Source organism: Streptomyces sp. NPDC044044, assembly GCF_056434405.1.
In genome coordinates this window covers 588,707-606,776 of record NZ_JBWKFG010000002.1, presented here as the reverse complement: position 1 = coordinate 606,776, position 18,070 = coordinate 588,707, and the positions used below count along the sequence as shown (strand labels likewise).

13 protein-coding genes and 1 pseudogene are annotated in these 18,070 nt (G+C 70.5%); 1 reads left to right on the top strand and 13 read right to left on the bottom strand.

The features are described 5' to 3' along the window. The first annotated feature begins 1 nt into the window (after position 1). Entirely contained in the window at positions 2 to 1,378 is a 1,377-nt protein-coding gene (locus AC07AG_RS08645; protein WP_478753198.1) for an OFA family MFS transporter, read from the top strand. Between the two features lie 75 nt (positions 1,379 to 1,453). Here the strand turns inward: AC07AG_RS08645 and AC07AG_RS08640 are convergent, their stop codons facing one another. The 13 genes and pseudogenes from AC07AG_RS08640 to AC07AG_RS08580 form a co-directional block, all read right to left on the bottom strand. Then, entirely contained in the window at positions 1,454 to 2,617 is a 1,164-nt protein-coding gene (locus AC07AG_RS08640) for a sugar phosphate isomerase/epimerase family protein (RefSeq protein WP_478753196.1), read from the bottom strand. A 119-nt stretch (positions 2,618 to 2,736) separates the two neighbouring features. Next, complete coding sequence (locus AC07AG_RS08635; protein ID WP_478753194.1) at positions 2,737 to 4,113, bottom strand: alkaline phosphatase family protein; 1,377 nt, start codon at positions 4,111 to 4,113, stop codon at positions 2,737 to 2,739. Continuing rightward, the gene (gene eboE / locus AC07AG_RS08630) at positions 4,110 to 5,279 is read right to left on the bottom strand and encodes a metabolite traffic protein EboE (RefSeq protein ID WP_478753192.1); all 1,170 of its coding nucleotides are present in this window, start codon (positions 5,277 to 5,279) and stop codon (positions 4,110 to 4,112) included. The genes AC07AG_RS08635 and eboE overlap by 4 nt, the downstream gene beginning before the upstream one ends. Positions 5,280 to 5,282: 3 nt before the next feature. After that, positions 5,283 to 6,131 (bottom strand): TatD family hydrolase, encoded by an 849-nt coding sequence (locus AC07AG_RS08625; RefSeq protein ID WP_478753190.1) that lies wholly within the window; start codon positions 6,129 to 6,131, stop codon positions 5,283 to 5,285. Continuing rightward, positions 6,131 to 6,814 (bottom strand): EboA domain-containing protein, encoded by a 684-nt coding sequence (locus tag AC07AG_RS08620; RefSeq protein WP_478753188.1) that lies wholly within the window; start codon positions 6,812 to 6,814, stop codon positions 6,131 to 6,133. The genes AC07AG_RS08625 and AC07AG_RS08620 overlap by 1 nt, the downstream gene beginning before the upstream one ends. Next, positions 6,811 to 7,722 carry a sugar phosphate isomerase/epimerase family protein gene (locus AC07AG_RS08615; RefSeq protein WP_478753186.1) on the bottom strand — a complete coding sequence of 304 codons (912 nt, stop codon included), beginning with the start codon at positions 7,720 to 7,722 and terminating at the stop codon, positions 6,811 to 6,813. The genes AC07AG_RS08620 and AC07AG_RS08615 overlap by 4 nt, the downstream gene beginning before the upstream one ends. A gap of 737 nt (positions 7,723 to 8,459) precedes the next feature. Continuing rightward, positions 8,460 to 9,176: pseudogene (locus AC07AG_RS08610) on the bottom strand (SCO3242 family prenyltransferase); the annotation flags it as partial. Between the two features lie 131 nt (positions 9,177 to 9,307). Further along, entirely contained in the window at positions 9,308 to 10,411 is a 1,104-nt protein-coding gene (locus tag AC07AG_RS08605) for an inositol-3-phosphate synthase (RefSeq protein WP_478753184.1), read from the bottom strand. Positions 10,412 to 10,603: 192 nt separating this feature from the next. Next, the gene (locus AC07AG_RS08600) at positions 10,604 to 11,965 is read right to left on the bottom strand and encodes a ThuA domain-containing protein (protein WP_478753183.1); all 1,362 of its coding nucleotides are present in this window, start codon (positions 11,963 to 11,965) and stop codon (positions 10,604 to 10,606) included. A gap of 13 nt (positions 11,966 to 11,978) precedes the next feature. Beyond that, positions 11,979 to 14,474, bottom strand: a complete 2,496-nt coding sequence (locus AC07AG_RS08595; RefSeq protein WP_478753181.1) for a PQQ-dependent sugar dehydrogenase — start codon at positions 14,472 to 14,474, stop codon at positions 11,979 to 11,981. 229 nt (positions 14,475 to 14,703) lie between these two features. Next, entirely contained in the window at positions 14,704 to 15,705 is a 1,002-nt protein-coding gene (locus tag AC07AG_RS08590; protein ID WP_478753179.1) for a sugar phosphate isomerase/epimerase family protein, read from the bottom strand. Between the two features lie 12 nt (positions 15,706 to 15,717). Beyond that, positions 15,718 to 16,935 carry a Gfo/Idh/MocA family protein gene (locus AC07AG_RS08585; RefSeq protein WP_478753177.1) on the bottom strand — a complete coding sequence of 406 codons (1,218 nt, stop codon included), beginning with the start codon at positions 16,933 to 16,935 and terminating at the stop codon, positions 15,718 to 15,720. Between the two features lie 48 nt (positions 16,936 to 16,983). Next, the gene (locus tag AC07AG_RS08580) at positions 16,984 to 18,033 is read right to left on the bottom strand and encodes a substrate-binding domain-containing protein (RefSeq protein ID WP_478753175.1); all 1,050 of its coding nucleotides are present in this window, start codon (positions 18,031 to 18,033) and stop codon (positions 16,984 to 16,986) included. Positions 18,034 to 18,070: the final 37 nt, after the last annotated feature.

Here is an 18,070-nt window from a genome sequence, read left to right as displayed (position 1 = left end):
TATGACGGCGGAGCCCATCGCCACAGGAAACAAGGCGCCCGAAAGCGGCACCCCGTATCGCGAGATCACCGACCAGCACGGCCGCGTCTATCGCGTGGGCGAGACGGACCGGGACATCCTCGGCCATTCCCGCAAGATCATGGTGTACCTGCCGTGGATCGCGATGATGGCCATCAGTGTCTTCGAGTACGCGTTCGGCTCGGCGGAGGACACCCTGTCCCACGCCCACGGCTGGACGCAGTCCAACACCTTCTGGATTCTGAGTGTCTGGGTCTTCTTCCAGGCAGGCATCGCGTTCCCGGCGGGATGGATGCGCGAGAAGGGCATCCTGACGGCACGGAACGCCATGTACACCGGGTCGTTCATGTGCCTGATCGGATTCCTCGCCCTGTCACACCTGAACAACGTATGGCTCGCGATCATCGGGTTCGGCGTCATCGGCGGCGTGGGCTCCGGCTTCGTCTACGCGACCTGCATCAACATGGTCGCCAAGTGGTTCCCCGAACGCCGTGGCGCGAAGACGGGATTCGTCAACGGAGGGTTCGCCTACGGCTCTCTGCCGTTCATCTTCATCTTCAACTACGCCTTCGACACCGGCAATTACCACCGCGTCCTCGACCTGATCGGCGCGTACATCCTCGTCGTCGTCCTGGCCTGTGCCTTCTTCTTCAAGGACCCGCCGAAGAACTGGTGGCCCTCCGAGGTGGACCCGCTGGAGAAGTCGGGCGCTTCGAAGGACGCGGCGAGCCTCGCCAAGAACCCGCCCGCGGTGCGTCAGTTCACACCGAAGGAGGCCATCAGGACCGGCATGCTGCCCCTGATGTGGTTCACCCTCGTCATGACCGCGGGTGTGTCCATCTTCGGGATCTCCTTCCAGGTGGACTTCGCCAAGGAGGTGGGCTTCGGACCGCTGGTCGCCGCGACCTCGATGGGGCTGATGGCCGTCATCAACGGCATCGGACGCGGAGTGGTCGGCTGGCTCTCCGACATCTGGGGCCGCAAGGCGACCCTGGTGTTCGTGATCCTGGTCCTCGGGCTCTCGCAGTTCGGTGTCATCTGGGCGGGCGACATCCACAGCGAGTGGCTCTTCCTGGTCTTCGCGTTCCTCTCGGGATTCGGTGGCGGCGCGTTTTACCCGATGTTCGCGGCGCTGACACCGGACTACTTCGGTGAGAACTACAACGCCACGAACTACGGGCTCGTCTACAGCGGCAAGCTGATCAGCGGCCTGTTCGGCGGCGGGATGGGCTCGATGGTGGTGGCCGCGTGGGGCTACAACGGCGCGTACGCCCTCGCGGGCGGCATCTCCCTGCTGGCCGCGGCCGTCGCGCTGCTGCTGCGCCAGCCGGGGCGGGAGAGGGCACCGGTGCACGCCTGATCCACGTGACGCACAGAACAGCTCTCGCCGCGCGGCGAGAGCTGTTCTGTGCGGACGCTTCAGTGACTCACGAGATCAGCGCTTCTTGCGGAGAGCCGCCAGGTTGTCGTAGCCGATCTTCGCGAGCTTCAGGGACTGGCCCAGATCGGTGCCGCTGGGCGCGTTGTCCTGCTCGACCATGGGGTTGTGGTAGTTCTTCTCGCCGACCCGGCTGAAGAAGGTGCGGTAGTCGATGACGCCCTCGCCGAAGGCCACCATGTCGTAGCCCTCGCCGCTGGTGTCGTTGCGGGTGCCGTCCTTGGCGTGGAACAGCGGGTAGCGCTTGTTGTTGCGGCTGACGAGCGCCGCCGGGTCGAAGACCTTCTTGCGCTGGGAGCCGTCGTGCGCGGTGTACGTGTGGAACTTGTACTGCGCGACGTGCGCCCAGTAGATGTCCATCTCCAGCCAGACCGTCCGCGGGTCGGTGGCCTTGAGGAAGTACTCCAGCCTGCGGATGCCGGAGCTGCGCGTCGGGCGGCCCTGCGCGTCGAGCGGGCCGCCGTCGAGCAGGAAGCCGTACGCCGCGTCGTGGTTGTGCGTGTAGAGCTTGATGCCGGCCTTGCGCGCGATGGTGCCCAGGGCGTTCCACTTGTCGGCGGCGACGTCCCAATCGGCCTTGTACGAGCTGTTGGTGGGGTCGCCGCCGGTGCCCATGTGGTCCATGCCCAGGATGTTGGCGATCTCCAGGTGCTTCTTGAACGTGTCGAGGTCGGGCTGCGTGAGCGGCCATGACCCCGGTATGAAGCCGTGGTTGCCCTGGGCGCGCAGGCCGTACTCGTCGAGCCAGGAGCGCAGCAGCTTGGCGCCCGCCACGGACTCCAGACCGGCGCCGCCGGGGGCGTTGGCGTGCTGGCCGTAGCCCGCGAACTCGACCTGCTTGTATCCGTAGCGGGCCAGCTCCTTGAACACCTCGCGGAAGCCGGAGGGCAGGCTGGAGGCGAGCGGGTCGCGGCCGGTCGCGTCACGCACCGTGTAGAGGATGATCCCGCGCTTGTTCGCGGGCACCAGCTCGCGGCCGTGACCGTGGTGATGGCCGTGGCCCTCCGTCCGGGACTGGGCGAAGGACGGTGCCGCACCGAACACGGGCGCAGCGATCGCGCCCGCGCCGACGGCGGTGCAGGTGCTGAGGAAGCGGCGGCGGTTGATACCGAGGCGCTGTCTGAGGGCCTCGTCGGCGGGAGTGTCGTGGAAGTCGGTCACGGGTGGCCTCTCCTGGGCTCTTCGACGTGCGGGCGGACGCCACTGCCGCGTTGTCAGTGACGCGTGTTTCACTTTCTGTAACTGCTCCTGGTCGGGCGGGTGGTGGGGCAAGGTGTGTCTCAGCCCAGGCCGGCCAGGTCGAGGAGGAGGGATTTCACGGCCGTTGCCGCGATCCGGTCGTCGAACGCATGGGGGGTGGAGCTGATGATGAGCGGACCGTCGTCGTCGCTCGTGGGAAGGCGGCCGTGGCTGCCGCGAATAGGTGAGGGGTCGAGGGGCACGACCGCCATGCGGTAGCGCATGCCGAGCTTCTTGCGGGCCAGCGCGCCAGCGGCCTTGACCTTCACATAGGGGTCGAGGGGGTCCATGAAGAGCTCGACGGGGTCGTAGCCGGGTTTGCGGTGGATCTCGACGAGCTGCGCGAAGTCGGGCGCGCGGGCGTCGTCGAGCCAGTAGTAGTACGTGAACCAGGCGTCCGGCTCGGCGACGGCGACGAGTTCGCCGGAGCGCGGGTGGTCCAGGCCGTTTGCCTTCTTGCCCTCGTCGTCGAGGAGTTGCTCGATGCCGGGCAGATCGGCCAGGGCCTGACGGGTGGCCTCCAGGTCCTCGGGCCTGCGCACGTAGATGTGGGCGATCTGGTGGTCCGCGACGGCGAAGGCGCGGGACGTCATGGGGTCGAGGTACTCCATGCCGTCCTGGGTGTGCACTTCGAGCAGTCCGGCACGGCGCAGGGCACGGTTGATGTCGACGGGGCGGTCCACGCGGGTGATGCCGTACTCGGACAGGGCGACGACGGTGCGGCCCTCGGCCTTCGCCTCGTCGAGGAGGGGGGCGATGGTCGCGTCGAGTTCGGCTGCGGCCTGATGGGAGCGCGGGTCGTCGGGACCGAAGCGCTGCAGGTCGTAGTCGAGGTGAGGGAGGTAGCACAGGGCCAGGTCGGGGTGGCGGGTGCTGATGATGTGGCGCGTGGCGTCCGTGATCCAGCGGCTGGAGACGATGTCGGCGCCGGGGCCCCAGAAGTGGAAGAGGGGGAACGTGCCGAGTTTCTCGGTGAGTTCGTCGTGCAGGGCCGGGGGCCGGGTGTAGCAGTCGGGTTCCTTGCGGCCGTCGGCGTAGTAGACGGGACGGGGGGTGATGGTGATGTCGGTGTCCGCGCCCATGGCGTACCACCAGCAGATGTTGGCGACGGTGTAGCCGGGATGCGCGCGACGGGCGGCGTCCCACAGCTTGTCGCCCGAGACGAGGCCGTTGTGCTGCCGCCACAGGAGTACGTCGCCGAGCTCACGGAAGTACCAGCCGTTGCCGACGATGCCGTGCTCGGCGGGGGTGGTGCCGGTGAGGAAGGTGGACTGGGCGGCGCAGGTGACGGCGGGCAGGACCGTGCCCAGCGGGGCCTGGGAGCCGGACTGGCCCAGGGACTTGAGGTGCGGCATGTGGTCGAGGAGACGAGGGGTGAGGCCGACGACGTCCAGGACGAGGAGAGGTGTGGGGCTCATGGGAGTTCCTTCAGGCCGAGGTCCGTCAGGAGATCGCGGGCGAGGGTGAGCTCGGCGGCTATCCCGTCGGCGAGCTGGGGGCGGGAGCGGGGGCGCAGTTCGGGCGGCAGCGCCTGCCAGGTGTAGGTCTCGACCTCGAGGTGACGGGTGCGGGGCTCAGGACCGCCGACCAGGTGGGCGAGGGTGTCCTTGAGTACGGGGAGCGTGGAGGTGAGGGGCGGCGCGGGGGGCGCGTGCAGGGGGACGTGGAAGTGGGCGCGCCAGGGCGCCGTCTCGGGCAGGGCGTCGCCGGCGAGGGATTCGCCGAGGTCGTCGGTGCCGCGCAGTCCGGCTGCGGTGCGGGTGCGGGTCTGGTGCAGGAAGCGGGGCTCGTCGAAGGCTGCGAGGGCCTCGCGGACCGAAGGGAGATGGGGGTGTTCGGCGTGCAGGGCGGCGGACAGCTGGGACTTGACGACGGGGATGCCCGCGGCGGCGAGCGCGTCGAGCGCGGCGTGCGGGTCCTCGAAGGAGGTGGCGAGGTGACAGGTGTCGACGCAGACACCGATGCGGTCGTGGCCGATCGCGGTGAGCGGGGCGATCGCGTCTCCCGTGGTCTCCACGGTGCAGCCCGGTTCCGGTTCGAGGCCGATGCGGATCGACTTGCCGGTGAGCTCCGCGAGCGCGTCCAGGCGTTGGGCGAGCGCGGTGAGGGCCGCGCGGGCGGCTTCGGCGTGCGTGGTGTCGAAGGGGGTGCGCCAGGCGAGAGGAAGGGTGGAGATGGTGCCCTCGGCGACGTCGTCCGGGAGGAGCGCGGCGAGCAGACGGGCCAGGTCGGTCGTGTGGGAAAGGCGCTCGGGGTCGGTCCAGTCCGGCTTGTAGACGCGGTACTTGACCTCTTCGGCGCCGAAGCCCTCGTACGGGAAGCCGTTGAGGGTGACGACCTCGAGGCCGCGCCGGTCGAGTTCGGTGCGCAGGCCGCGCAGTGCCGCCGGGTCGGTGACCAGGGCGTGCGCGGCGTCCTTGGCGAGCCACAGGCCGATGCCCAAGCGGTCCCTGCCGAGCCGTTTGCGCACGGGTTCGCAGTGGTCGCGGAGTTGTGCGAGGACGCCGTCGAGGGTCTCGGCGGGGTGGACGTTGGTGCAGTACGCGAGGTGGACGACGCTGCCGTCGGGGTGCCGGAAGCGCATGGCTCACGCCCCGCCGCGGAGGATGGAGTTGCCCTCGTGGGTGGCTTCGGTGTCCGTGACATCGAGCGCGAGGCGTCCGCTGAGCCCGTAGAAGGCGACCGGGTTGCGCCACAGCACCAGGTCGACGTCGTCCTCGGTGAACCCGGACTCCAGCATGGCGTCGGCGACCTTGCGGGTCTTGAGCGGGTCGCTCTTGCCCCAGTCGGCGGCCGAGTTGACCAGGACCCGCTCGGGTCCGTGGTCGCGCAGGATGGCGACCATCCGGTCCTCGTCCATCTTGGTCTCGGGATAGACGGAGAAGCCGAGCCAGCATCCGCTGTCCTTGGCCTCCTTGACCGTGGTCTCGTTGAGATGGTCGACCAGGACCCGCTCCAGGGGCAGCGCGGACTCCCTGACCACGTCGAGGGTGCGGCGCATCCCCGCGAGCTTGTCGCGGTGCGGGGTGTGGACGAGGGCCGGCAGCCCGTGGTCGGCGGCGAGCTGGAGCTGGGCGGCGAACGCGGCGTCCTCGGCGGGGGTCATGGAGTCGTAGCCGATCTCGCCGACGGCCACGACGTTGTCCTTGACGAGATAGCGGGGCAGCTCGTCGATGACCGGGGTGCAGCGGGGGTCGTTCGCCTCTTTGGGGTTGAGGGCGATGGTGCAGTGGTGGGCGATGCCGTACTGGGCCGCGCGGAAGGGCTCCCAGCCGAGCAGGGAGTCGAAGTAGTCGAAGAAGGAGGCCGGGGAGGTGCGGGGCTGGCCCAGCCAGAACGCGGGCTCGACGACGGCACGGACGCCTGCGGCGTACATGGCCTGGTAGTCGTCGGTGGTGCGGGACGTCATGTGGATGTGGGGGTCGAAGATGCGCATCAGGACTCCTGATCCTCGCCGGTGGAAGGGGTCGCGGGGGCCGAGGACACCACTGCGGCCGAGGGGGCCGTAGGGGCGGCAAGGGCCAGGACGCGGTGCAGATCGCCGGGGACGGTGCGTCCTGCGGCGGTACGTTCGCCGGCGTAGTCGCCGAGCATGCGGGCGAGCTCGGCGTCGGCGCGGGCGCGGCGGTCGAGGTCGGCGACGGCCTCCACGGGGACGCCGGTGAACAGGCACTTGAGCACCGCGTGGCGCCAGTCGTGCGGGGCGAGGTGCCGGGCGGCGTAGGGACCGACGGCGGCGGCGACGAGCCGGGTGTCGTTGGTACGCAGGGCGTCCTCGACCAGGGGCAGCGTCTGAGGGCCCTCGACCAGATGGGGCAGGGCGAGCAGGACCGCGCGGCGCTCGGCCGCGGTGCCTTGCCCATAGACGCGGGTGAGGGTGGCCGGGTCCGCTGCGGCCGTGTGCAGGAGCAGCACACGGGCGGCGTCGGCGTGGTCCTGGCCGCAGCGCCGCCCGGCCTCGGCGAAGCGCAGCTCCCAGAGGGGGGCCGGGCTCTGCTCCGGTCGTCCGCGGTGGGCGGCGGCCTCCGCCGTGGCCTGGTCGAGCCAGGCGCGGGCCGCCCCGTCGAGGGCGGCTTCGAGGCGGGTGCGGAGGTCGTCGATGGCGGCGGTCTCGGTCACGGGGTTCCTCCTCCGGCCGGGGCCGTACTCATCGCTTCGGTCGCCGCCTTGTTCAGGAACTCGATCGACTGGGAGGCGAGTTGGGGGCCCGCGTGGGAGTGGCGGGGCAGTTCGACGACGGTGAGGCCCTGGTAGCCGGTGGAGGCGAGGGCTTCGAGGACGGGCGGGAAGTCGATCTCTCCGTCCCCGAACGGGAGGTGTTCGTGGACGCCGCGGCGCATGTCCTCGATCTGGACGTGCCGCAGCCAGGGGGCGGCGGCGCGCACGCAGTCGGCGGGCGACTGCGGCTCCAGGCACTGGCAGTGGCCGATGTCGAGGGTGAGGCCGAGGAGCCGGGGATCGCCCAGTTCGTGCCGGAGCCGGTGGAAGTCGGCGAGCGTGGAGAGGAGGTGGCCGGGCTCGGGCTCGATGGCCAGGGGCACGGCGGCGCCGGACGCGGCATCAAGGACGGGGCCGATGGCTTCGGCGAGCCGCTGCCAGGCGGTGTCCTCGGAGGTGCCTTCGGGGGTGATGCCGCTGAAGCAGTGCACGGCGTGGGCACCGAGGTCGGCGGCGACCTGGACGGCACGGATCAGCAGGCGGACACGGGCGGCGCGCGCGTCCGGGTCGGGGTCAAGGAGCGAGGGGCCGTGCTTGCGGCGCGGGTCGAGGACGTAGCGGGCGCCGGTCTCGATCGTCGCCGTCAGACCGAGCCGCTCCAGGGTGCGGGCCACGTGGCGGGTGCGGGCGGTCAGGTCGGGGGCGAGGGGGTCGAGGTGCATGTGGTCGAGGGTGAGGCCGACGCCCGCGTAGCCGAGGTCGGCGAGGAGGCCGAGGGCGTCGTCGAGGCGGAGGTCGGTCAGCCCGTTGGTGCCGTAGCCGAAGCGGAAGGGGGACGGGGCCCCCGTCACGTGGGTGGTCTCCGTCATGTCACGCTCACCTTCCGGCCGAACTTGCGGGCGGCCGGGGCCAGAGCGGCGGTCAGCAGTGCGGAGCCCAGGGCACCCGTCCGGGCGGAGAGCGCGGCCTGGAGCGGGATCATGGCCCGGATGCCGCCACCCACGGCCCGCTGGGTGAGCTGCGGTGACGGATTGAGCGCGGCATGGAGGAGGGGCCGGGCGGCGGTGACCGCGTAGGTGGCGGCGAGCGCGGCCTGGACGGCGCCGCGAGCGCCGGTGCGCCAGGCGCTGCCGGGGCCGCCCGAGCCCACGGGACGCTCCGAGCCCAAGCCCGGCACGCCGCCGGGGGGCCACGCCCGGCTCGCTGGTCGACCCGTCCGTCGACCCGCCCGTCGGCCCGCGCGGGCGAGCGCCGAGGCAACCGCAGAGGCGCCGGTCAGGACGCCCGGTGACGGCTGCCCGCTGATGGAGCCCGGTAGACCGCGGGTGGCTGCTGCGCCGCGGCCTACCGGGAGTTGAGGAGCACCGGGGCCGACTCCGCTACCGGTGCCGATGCTGGTTCGGAGGGCTGCGCCTGCCGCGCCGGAGCGTGTTCCAGAGTCGAGGTCGGTTCCAGAGTCGAGGTCGGTTCCAGAGCCGAGGTCGGTTCCAGAGCCAGAGCCGAGACCAGCCCCAGAGCCCGCCGCGCCGGAGCCTGTTCCGGCCCCGGCACCCGCCCCGCGACAGGGCCCGCCCCTGCCGCTCCGGGCGAGCAGTTGCGCCAGCGCCGCTGTCGCCGCGAGCGCGCACAGGGGTGCCGCCGTGGAGCCGCCCTGCGCTTCGCGGCGCGAGACCGCCGTCACCGCGAGGGTATGGGCGCCCAGGACGAGTGCCGTGGGAACCGCCGCGCGGACGCCGCCCCCGGTCCCGGAGCCGGTGGGTGCGGTCCTTCCCGAGGGCTTCGCACTCCCCTTCCGGCCCGCCCCCGCCCCGAGGCTCACCCGCGCGCCCACCGCGTTCGGTGCCGACGTGGCCGCCGCCCCCAGGAGCAGGTCGAGGGCGCGGGCCATGGCCATGGCTGCCGGGCCCGCCGGAGTGTGCTTCAGGCCCAGGTCGTACGCCCATATCGTGGCCGCCAAGCCACTCGCCACCGTCAGAGCGGGGCGGCCCGCGCCCGCGGCGAGGGCCAGGCCTCCTGCCGTCAGAGCCGCCGCCGCGCCCAGTGCGGCCGACGGGGCGATACGGCCGGACGGCAACGGGCGGTGCGGGCGTTCGATCGCGTCCTCCGCCCGGTCCGCCCAGTCGTTGAGGGCCATGCCCGCCTCGTAGAGGGAGAGAGAGGCAGCGATAACAAGGAGCGTGCGGCGGTTGGGGCGCAGCCCTGTCGCCGCCGCGCCGGCGAGGGCGTCGCCGGGGACGGTGAACAGGGCGGAGACGCGCAGCAGTTCGGCCCAGTCACGGCCGGCGCCCAGCGTGACACCACCCCGGCTCCCCGCTCCGGACACGGAACCGGAACCAGAACCGGAACCGGAGCCCTCAGCCGAAGCACCCGCACTCACACCGATCCCGCTACTCCTGCCACTCCTGCCGCTCTCGCCACTCACACCGCTCACACCACTCCCACCGATCCCGCCCCTCACGCACCCACCCCCCGCAGCCGCGCCGCAAACCCGACGAGCGCCTCGTACTGCTCGGCGAGGGCCGACGACGAGCCGTCGTCCGGGTCCTTGAAGTAGAAGCCCAACTCCCCCAAGGGTCCGGAAAGCCCCCTCTCGTGGGCGCGGGCCAGCAAGCGGGCCAGGTCCAGGATCAGCGGCGCCGCGAGGGCCGAGTCGCACCCCTGCCAGGTCGTCTGCAGGACCATCCGCGCGCCGAGGAAACCGTCGAACGCGATGTGGTCCCAGGCGGTCTTCCAGTCGCCGAGCGACGGGACGTCGTCGATGTGGACCTCGCCCTCGGGGGCGGATCCCAGCGTGTCCGCGAGGACCCGCTCCTTGCCCGCGTTCTTCGCCGCCGCCGCGGCCGGGTCGGCGAGGGCCGCGCCGTCTCCGCCGCCCAGGAGGTTCGTGCCCGACCAGGCGCGGACCGCGAGCGCACGCTGGGCGAACATCGGGCCGATGACCGAGCGCAGGAGCGTCTGGCCCGTCTTGCCGTCCCGGCCCGCGTAGGGCAGCCCGGACGAGGCGGCCGCCGAGGCAAGTGCCGGGTGGTGCAAGCCCGTTGACGGGGTGAAGTTCACGTACGGGCAGCCCGCCCGCAGCGCCGCTGCGGCGTAGAGCGAGCTCGCGGGCAGCCTCCCCTCGCCCTCCTCCGGCAGCGGTTCCGTCGACGCCACGTTCACGACCACCGCACGGGCGAGACCCCGGCGACGTACGAAATCGCGCAGGTCGGCGGCGAAGGACGCGATCAGTTCCTCGTCCGTCCTGCCGTCGGAGTCCCCGCGGCGCGGTCCGCCCGCGCGGATCTCCGCGTCCGCGGCGGCCAGTTCGGCGGCCACCGCCGATGGCACTCCGTGCGGGAGCACACCCCCGGCGGCCAGTTGCTCCGCCCGCTTGGGCAGCGGGCACTCCATCACGTCGTGGCCGCCGAAGACCAGCGAAGACAACGTTGGCAGACCGCTGTCGGCGAACGGCCCGGTCTCCGTGACCATGCCGGTCGGCGGGTGCAGGCCGGCCGTCACGGCCGCGCACCCCGCGACCGCCGTCGTGGCGACCGAACCACGCGCTCCGATCAGCCACACCCCGGTCGGCCCGCCACCCGAAGAACCAGATGAGCCAGATGAGCCAGAAGAACCAGAGGAAGGGGAATGGGACACGGCTGCCTCCTGTCGTACACGCGGCGATCGCGCTGGGGAAGAAAGACGGGGGAAGAGAGACGGCTGACGGAAGAAAAGACGGCGGGCGGAGGTCCGGCGTCCTCCGCCCGCCGCCGTCTAGCGGCCCACGCCGGATCCGGTGCGGGCCGGCAGGTCCTTCACCCGGATGTCGCGGAAGGAGACCTGGTCGTCGGCACCGTGGTTCTGGATGCCGATGTGACCGTCCTTCAGGCTCCGCGCGGGATCCGTGTTGGTAAAGTCGTTGATCTTGACTCCGTTGAGATAGATCCGAAGGCGTTCGCCCTCGACCCGGAGTTCGTAGGTGTTCCACTCACCCGGTGGGTTCAGCGCCTTGTCGCGCTGCTTCAGGTCGGCGGACTTGAAGCCGTAGACGGAGCCGGTGGTCTTCTCCGGGACGTCGGTGGCGTCGATCTGGATCTCATAGCCGTTGTTCACGGCCGACCAGGGGTCGTCGGAGGCCGGGAAGCCCACGAAGATCCCCGAGTTGTCGTCGCCGTCCATGCGCCAGTCCAGCTTGAGGGAGTAGGAGCCGAGCTCCTTCGCCCCGTACCAGAGCATGCCCATGCCGCCGACGGTCTTCAGGGTCCCGTCCTGCTCGTTCAGCTCGAACGAGCCGGGTCCCGCCTGCTTCCAGGCTTCGAGCGACTTGGCCGTGCCGTCGAAGACGGGGGTGTAGCCCTTCTCCGGACGGCAGTCGGCCTGCGTCGCGCCACTCGCCCAGCGGATCCCGCCGAGCAGATGCGTGCGGTAGGCGGGATCGGCGAACGATTCCTTGGTGTGGCCGCTGCCCGTGTAGAAGGAGCGGCCGCCCTTGTACTCCTGGCACCAGGCGATGGGATGGTCGCCCGCCATCGAGCCGCCCGTGTAGGACGACTCGTCGAGCGAGGCGAGGACGTGGGCGCGGTCCCGGGGGTTGGAGCGGTAGTTGTACCACTCGTCGGTCCGGTCCCAGATCCCCGGCAGATGCGCCGTGGACGGGTGCCCGTGGTCCTCGACCCGCACCTTCGCGGGCTGGATCGCGGGGTGCGACTGGAAGTACGCGCCCGCGAGCCCTCCGTAGAAGGGCCAGTCGTACTCGGTGTCGGCGGCGGCGTGCACGCCCACGTACCCGCCGCCCTTCTTGATGTAGCCCTCGAAGGCGCTCTGCTGGGCGGCGTTGAGGACGTCGCCCGTCGTCGAGAGCCAGACCACGGCGTCGTAGCGCGCGAGGTTCTTGGCCGTGAAGGCCCCGGCGTCCTCGGTGGCGTCGACGGCGAAGCCGTTCGCCGCGCCGAGCTCCTTGACGGCCGCGATGCCCTCAGGGATGGAGTCGTGGCGGAAGCCCGCGGTCTTGGAGAAGACCAGGACCTTCTCGCCCTCGTGCTTGCCGTCCGGTTTCGAGGCCGCGGGGCCCGATACGCAGCCGATGAGCAGAGCGGCCGCTGCTGTCGCGGTGGCGATCCGTGCGGATGCGCGCATGGTGACCCCTTCCTCAGCTCGTGGTGAAGGTGAAGTCGTCGACCTCGTACAGGGCTCCTGTGCCCTTGCCCTTGAAGACGAAGAAGAGCGTGGTCGTCGTCTTCGGCGCCTTGCTGATGGCGGTGCTCACGTCGGCGTACGTCTCCGCGCCGCCGGTCGGCTTGACCGTGGCCCTGCCCAGGAGCTTGCCCTTGGCCGAGCCGCTGCGGACCTCCAGCGTGCCGCCGGCGCCGTCCGACGCGACGCGCGCGGTCAGCTTGGTGGCGTTGCCGAGGATGTAGGGCTTGAAGGAGATCCAGTCGCCGTTGTTGATGTCGCCGACCGTCTTGCCGCCGTGCGCCGGGGTGTGGTTCTTCACGGCGACGCCCTTGGAGGCGTCGAAGTGCTCCCCCTGGCGGTGCTTGGGCTGGACGACGTTCTGGTCGTGGGTGGTCAGCGCGGGCTGGCCGTTGGCGCCCTTGTCGGTGTACTCGGCGTCGAAGACCCCGAAGATGTTGGCGTTCGGGTCGTGCTCGCCGTCCGCCGACGTCTGGAGGGTGCCCTCGCAGCCGTTGGCCGATGTCACCGGGTGGCCGTGGCTGTCGTGGCCGAGGATGTGGGTGACCTTGACCTTGGTGCAGTCGATCGGGCCGTCTTCCTTGTCGGTCACCTTGACCTTGAAGGGGATCTTGTCGCCGAAGGTGAACAGCTGCCCGTCACCCGGGAGTTCCAGGGTCACCTTGGGCGCGGTGTTGCCGACGGTGACGTGCGCGCTGGCCGATCCGGTGCGCCCGGTGGAGTCCTTGACGGTCACGGTCGCGGTGTAGACGCCGTTCTTCTTGTACGTGTACGAGGGGTTCTGCTGGGTCGACTTGCCGCCGTCGCCGAAGTCCCAGGCGTAGGTCAGCGTGCCGCCGTCGGCGTCCGTGGCCTTCGCGGTGAACTTGGTCTTGAGCGGGGCCTGGCCGCTGGTCACGGAGGCGCTCGCCTCGACGACCGGGGAGTGCCCGTCGGTGGCGTTCTCGATGCGGAAGAGACCGGAGTTCTCGTCGCCGCCGAACCAGGCGGTGCCGTAGTCGAGGACGTACAGCGCGCCGTCGGGGCCGAACTCCATGTCCATGATCTGCGTGCCGGTCCAGGGGAACGGGTTGATCTTCGAGACCGTGCCGTCCTCGCCCTGCTCGATGCGCTTGATCCAGCGGCGTCCGAACTCACCGGCGAAGAAGTCGCCGTCGTAGGCCTCCGGGAACTTCACCGGGGAGGTGTTGGCCGCGTCGTAGCGGTAGACGGGGCCGCCCATCGGGGACTCGGAGCCGGAACCGAACTCGGGGACGGATCCGCCGTCGTAGGGAATCCAGGCTTCCTGCGCGGCCGGCAGGTCGGTGATGCCGGTGTTGTGCACGGAAGTGTTCTTGGGAGCCGCGCAGTCGAAGGCGGCGCCGGAGGTCTGCGTGGCGAAGTCGTAGTCGATGTAGGCGTCGTTCTTGCCGGTGCAGTACGGCCAGCCGAAGTTGCCCGGCTTGGTCACACGGGCGAACTCGACCTGTCCTGCGGGGCCGCGCTTGGGGTCGGCCGCGCCCGCGTCGGGTCCGTAGTCACCGACGTACACCGTGCCGGTGGGCTTGTCGACGCTCATGCGGAAGGGGTTGCGGAAGCCCATCGCGTAGATCTCGGGCTTGGTCTTCTCGGTGCCCGGCGCGAAGAGGTTGCCGTCCGGGACGGTGTACGTGCCGTCGTCGGCGACCTTGATGCGCAGGATCTTGCCGCGCAGGTCGTTGCTGTTGCCGGCGCTGCGGCGGGCGTCGAAGGCGGGGTTGCGGTCCGCGCGCTCGTCGAGCGGCGAGAAGCCGTCCGAGGCGAAGGGGTTGGAGTCGTCGCCCGTCGAGAGGTAGAGGTTGCCGTCCTTGTCGAAGTCGATGTCGCCGCCGACGTGGCAGCAGATGCCGCGGCTCGCGGGGACGTCGAGGACCTTCTTCTCGCTGGCGTTGTCCAGGGTGCCGTCGGTCTTCAGGACGAAGCGGGAGAGGCGGTTGACGCCGTCGAACTTCTTGAAGTCATCGGCCGTGCCGGTCTCGGGGGCGTCGCCCGCCGGGGTGTCGAGCGGGGGTGCGTAGTAGAGGTAGATCGCGCGGTTCTCGCTGAACTTCGGGTCGAGGCCCACGCCTTGGAGGCCCTCTTCGTCGTGCGAGTAGACCGGTATCTTGCCCGCGATCTTGGTGTTGCCCGCGGCGTCGGTGAGCCGCAGCGTGCCGTCGCGGGAGGTGTGCAGGACCGAGCGGTCGGGCAGGACGGCGAGTGTCATCGGCTCGCCCGTCTCGGTCTCGCCCTTGGCGAGCGTCACTTGCTGGAAGTCCTCGGCCGCGGCGGCCTTGCCGCCTGCCGCCTTGTCCGCCTGGGCCTGGGCGGCGCGGACGGCCTCCGGGTCGGCGGCGTTCGCGGTGGGGACGGCGAGGGTGAGCGTGGCACCGGCCAGCAGGGTGCCGGTGAAGAGCGCGAGGGTCTTGCGGAGTCTCAGGCGTTTCCTGTGCACGGGGGTTCCTCCGGAAGGGGGACGGTCGTACGCGGGTGTGGTGCGGTGGCGCCGGGCGCCGGGGTGCGCCGTCACCCCGGGAGATTCATGTCCTGTACACATCAGGGACGGTAGCCACGTTTGTCTTGGACGGAAAGCCCTTGCACAGCAACAGAGTTCAGCTTTTTCCTTGGGCAGGACAAAGTGACTCCGGGCAAGGGCCTTCCGTCCGAGGGCCCGTCGGCAGAGGTCAGTTCCCGCCGAACGCCGCGTCGAAGGACGCCGTCGGCGGCTCGAAGTCGAACGCCTTCAGGCGCTTGAGCGCCTCAGGAGCCCCCTGGAGGCGGTCCATCCCCGCGTCCTCCCACTCCACCGAGATCGGGCCCGCGTACGAGATCGAGCTCAGCATCCGGAACACGTCCTCCCAGGGGACGTCCCCGTGGCCCGCCGAAACGAAGTCCCAGCCGCGCCGCGGATCGCCCCACGGGAGGTGCGAGCCGAGGCGGCCGTTGCGGCCGTCGAGGCGGCGCCTGGCCTCCTTGCAGTCGACGTGGTAGATCCGGTCCCGGAAGTCGTAGAGGAATCCGACCGGGTCCAGGTCCTGCCACACGAAGTGCGAGGGGTCGAAGTTCAGGCCGAAGGCGGGGCGGTGGCCGACCGCCTCAAGGGCGCGGTGCGTCGTCCAGTAGTCGTACGCGATCTCGGAGGGGTGCACCTCGTGCGCGAAGCGCACGCCCTGTACGTCGAAGACGTCCAGGATCGGGTTCCAGCGCTCGGCGAAGTCGTCGTAGCCGCGCTCGATCATCGTCTCCGGCACGGGCGGGAACATCGCCACCAGATGCCAGATCGCCGAGCCCGTGAAGCCGACGACCGTGTCGACGCCGAAGGCCGCCGCCGCGCGTGCCGTGTCCTCGATCTCGCGGGCGGCCCGCTGCCGTACGCCCTCCGCGTCGCCGTCGCCCCAGATACGGGCGGGCAGGATCGCCTGATGCCGCTCGTCGATGATCGCGTCACAGACGGCCTGCCCGACCAGGTGGTTGGAGATGGCCCAGCACTTGAGGCCGTACTTGTCGAGGAGCTGGCGGCGCGAGTCCAGGTAGGAACGGTCGTTCAGCGCCTTGTCGACCTCGAAGTGGTCGCCCCAGCAGGCGAGTTCGAGACCGTCGTAGCCGAAGTCGCGGGCGAGGCGGCAGACCTCCTCAAGAGGCAGGTCGGCCCACTGGCCGGTGAAGAGCGTGAAGTCGCGGGGCATGAACAGTCCTCCTCAGACCGTGACGGGGGTGGCGGCCACGAGCGTGTAGACCGAGTTCTTCGCCGCGCTCTCCTCCACCGCGGAGAGCACCCGCTGCACCGAGAGGCCCGCGGCGAAGGACGGTTCGGGCTGCTCGCCCGTGGCGATGGCGTGCAGCAGGTCGCGGGCCTGGTGCACGAACGTGTGCTCGTAGCCGAGGCCGTGACCCGGCGGCCACCAGGCCTCCAGATACGGATGGCCCGGCTCGGTGACCAGGATGCGGCGGAAGCCCGATGACGTGGCGGGCTCCGTGTGGTCGTGGAAGGAGAGCTCGTTCAGCCGCTCCAGGTCGAAGGCCAACGAGCCGTCCGAGCCGTTGAGTTCGAGCCGCAGGGCGTTCTTGCGGCCCGCCGCGAAACGGGTCGCCTCGAACGAGGCGAGGGCGCCCGACGGGAAGCGGCCGGTGAAGACCGCCGCGTCGTCCACCGTCACCTGGCCGGTCGCGGCGCTCCCCTCGCCCGTGAGCCCGCTCGACGCCCCGTCGAGCAGCGGCCGCTCCCGCACGAACGTCTCGGTCAGCGCCGAGACGCCCGCCACCGGCTCCCCCACCAGGAACTGCGCGAGGTCCACGATGTGCGCCCCCAGGTCGCCGAGCGCGCCCGAACCCGCGCGGTCCTTGCGCAGCCGCCACGTCAGCGGGAATCCGGGGTCGACCAGCCAGTCCTGGAGGTAGGTGAGCCGGACGTGCCGCAGCGTGCCGAGCCTGCCGTCGGCGACCATCTGCCGGGCAAGCGCGAGGGCGGGAACGCGGCGGTAGTTGAAGCCGACCATCGCCACCTGCCCCCGCGCCCGTGCCCGTTCGGCGGCCTCGGCCATCGCCTCGGCCTCCTCGACGGTGTTGGCGAGCGGCTTCTCGCACAGCACGTGCTTGCCGGCGTCGAGCGCGGCGATCGCGATCTCCGCGTGGCTGTCACCGGGGGTGCAGATGTCGATGATGTCGACATCGTCACGGGCCACGAGTGCACGCCAGTCGGTCTCCGCCGCGGCCCACCCTAGGCGGTCCGCCGCGGCGCGCACGGCGGTGCCGTCGCGTCCGCAGACCGCCGAGAGGACCGGCCGCAGCGGCAGATCGAAGACGCGTCCGACGGTGCGCCAGCCCTGGGAGTGGGCGGCGCCCATGAAGGCGTATCCGACCATGCCCACCCCCAACGGCCGCTTACCGGTCTCAGCCTCGTGTTCCGTCTCACGCATGCGGTACTCCTCCTCGTAAACGCTCGGTGGGGGGTGCGGACGCGCGCATCACTTGAAGCCGGTGGACATGTACTTGCTGATGTTTTCCTTGTCGACCACGGCCGAGTAGAGCGTGATGAAGGCCGGGATCTCGAACTCGGCCATCCCGCTGACGCCCTTGCTCTGGCCGAGCGCACGCGCCAGGTCGATCGCCGAAGCGGCCATCGACGGCGGGTAGAGCACGGTGGCCTTGAGGACGCTGTCGTCGGACTCGATGGCCTGCATGGCGGAGAGCGCGCCCGCGCCGCCGACCATCAGGAAGTCGTCGCGGCCCGCCTGCTTGATGGCGCGCAGGGCGCCCACGCCCTGGTCGTCGTCGTGGTTCCACAGGGCGTCGAAGTTCTTCTGCGCCTGAAGGAGCTGGGACATCTTCTGCTGCCCCGACTCGACGGTGAACTCGGCGGCCTGCCGGGCGACCTTCTCGATGTTCGAGTAGTTCTTCAGGGCGTCGTCGAAGCCCTTCGAGCGCTGCTTGGTGAGCTCCAGGTTGTCCAGGCCCGCCAGCTCGACGACCTTGGCGTTCTTCTTGCCCTTGAGCTTCTCGCCGATGTAGTGGCCGGCGCTCAGGCCCATGCCGTAGTTGTCGCCGCCGATCCAGCAGCGGTAGGCCTGCGGCGAGGCGAAGACGCGGTCGAGATTGACGACGGGGATGCCCGCCTTCATGGCCTTCAGGCCGACCTGGGTGAGCGCCTTGCCGTCGGCCGGCAGGATCACCAGGACGTCGACCTTCTTGTTGATCAGCGTCTCGACCTGGCCGATCTGGGCGGCGGTGTCGTTCGAGCCCTCGGTGGACTCCAGCGTGACGTCCGAGTACTTCTTCGCCCGCTCCTTGGCGTTGTCGTTGATCGCGTTGAGCCAGCCGTGGTCGGCCTGCGGACCCGCGAAGCCGATGGTGACCTTCTTGCCGGGCTTGTCGTCGGCGACCTGCTGGCTCTTGTCGTCCGAGCCCTCGTCCTTGGGCTCGTTGCTGGTGCACCCCGTGATGAGGGCGCCGGTCGACAGGGCGGCGGCTCCGAAGAGCAGTCCTCTGCGGCTCGCGAATGGGGATGTGTCTGGCATGGCGGTGAACCCTTCGGGTCTGCGGGTCAGCGGGTCT

Coding starts and splice junctions, on each gene's coding strand:
- AC07AG_RS08645 (WP_478753198.1), top strand. CDS start 2: ATGACGGCGGAGCCCATCGCCACAGGAAACAAGGCGCCCGAAAGCGGC.
- AC07AG_RS08635 (WP_478753194.1), bottom strand. CDS start 4,113: ATGAGCCCCACACCTCTCCTCGTCCTGGACGTCGTCGGCCTCACCCCT.
- eboE (WP_478753192.1), bottom strand. CDS start 5,279: ATGCGCTTCCGGCACCCCGACGGCAGCGTCGTCCACCTCGCGTACTGC.
- AC07AG_RS08625 (WP_478753190.1), bottom strand. CDS start 6,131: ATGCGCATCTTCGACCCCCACATCCACATGACGTCCCGCACCACCGAC.
- AC07AG_RS08615 (WP_478753186.1), bottom strand. CDS start 7,722: ATGACGGAGACCACCCACGTGACGGGGGCCCCGTCCCCCTTCCGCTTC.
- AC07AG_RS08600 (WP_478753183.1), bottom strand. CDS start 11,965: ATGCGCGCATCCGCACGGATCGCCACCGCGACAGCAGCGGCCGCTCTG.
- AC07AG_RS08590 (WP_478753179.1), bottom strand. CDS start 15,705: ATGCCCCGCGACTTCACGCTCTTCACCGGCCAGTGGGCCGACCTGCCT.
- AC07AG_RS08585 (WP_478753177.1), bottom strand. CDS start 16,935: ATGCGTGAGACGGAACACGAGGCTGAGACCGGTAAGCGGCCGTTGGGG.
- AC07AG_RS08580 (WP_478753175.1), bottom strand. CDS start 18,033: ATGCCAGACACATCCCCATTCGCGAGCCGCAGAGGACTGCTCTTCGGA.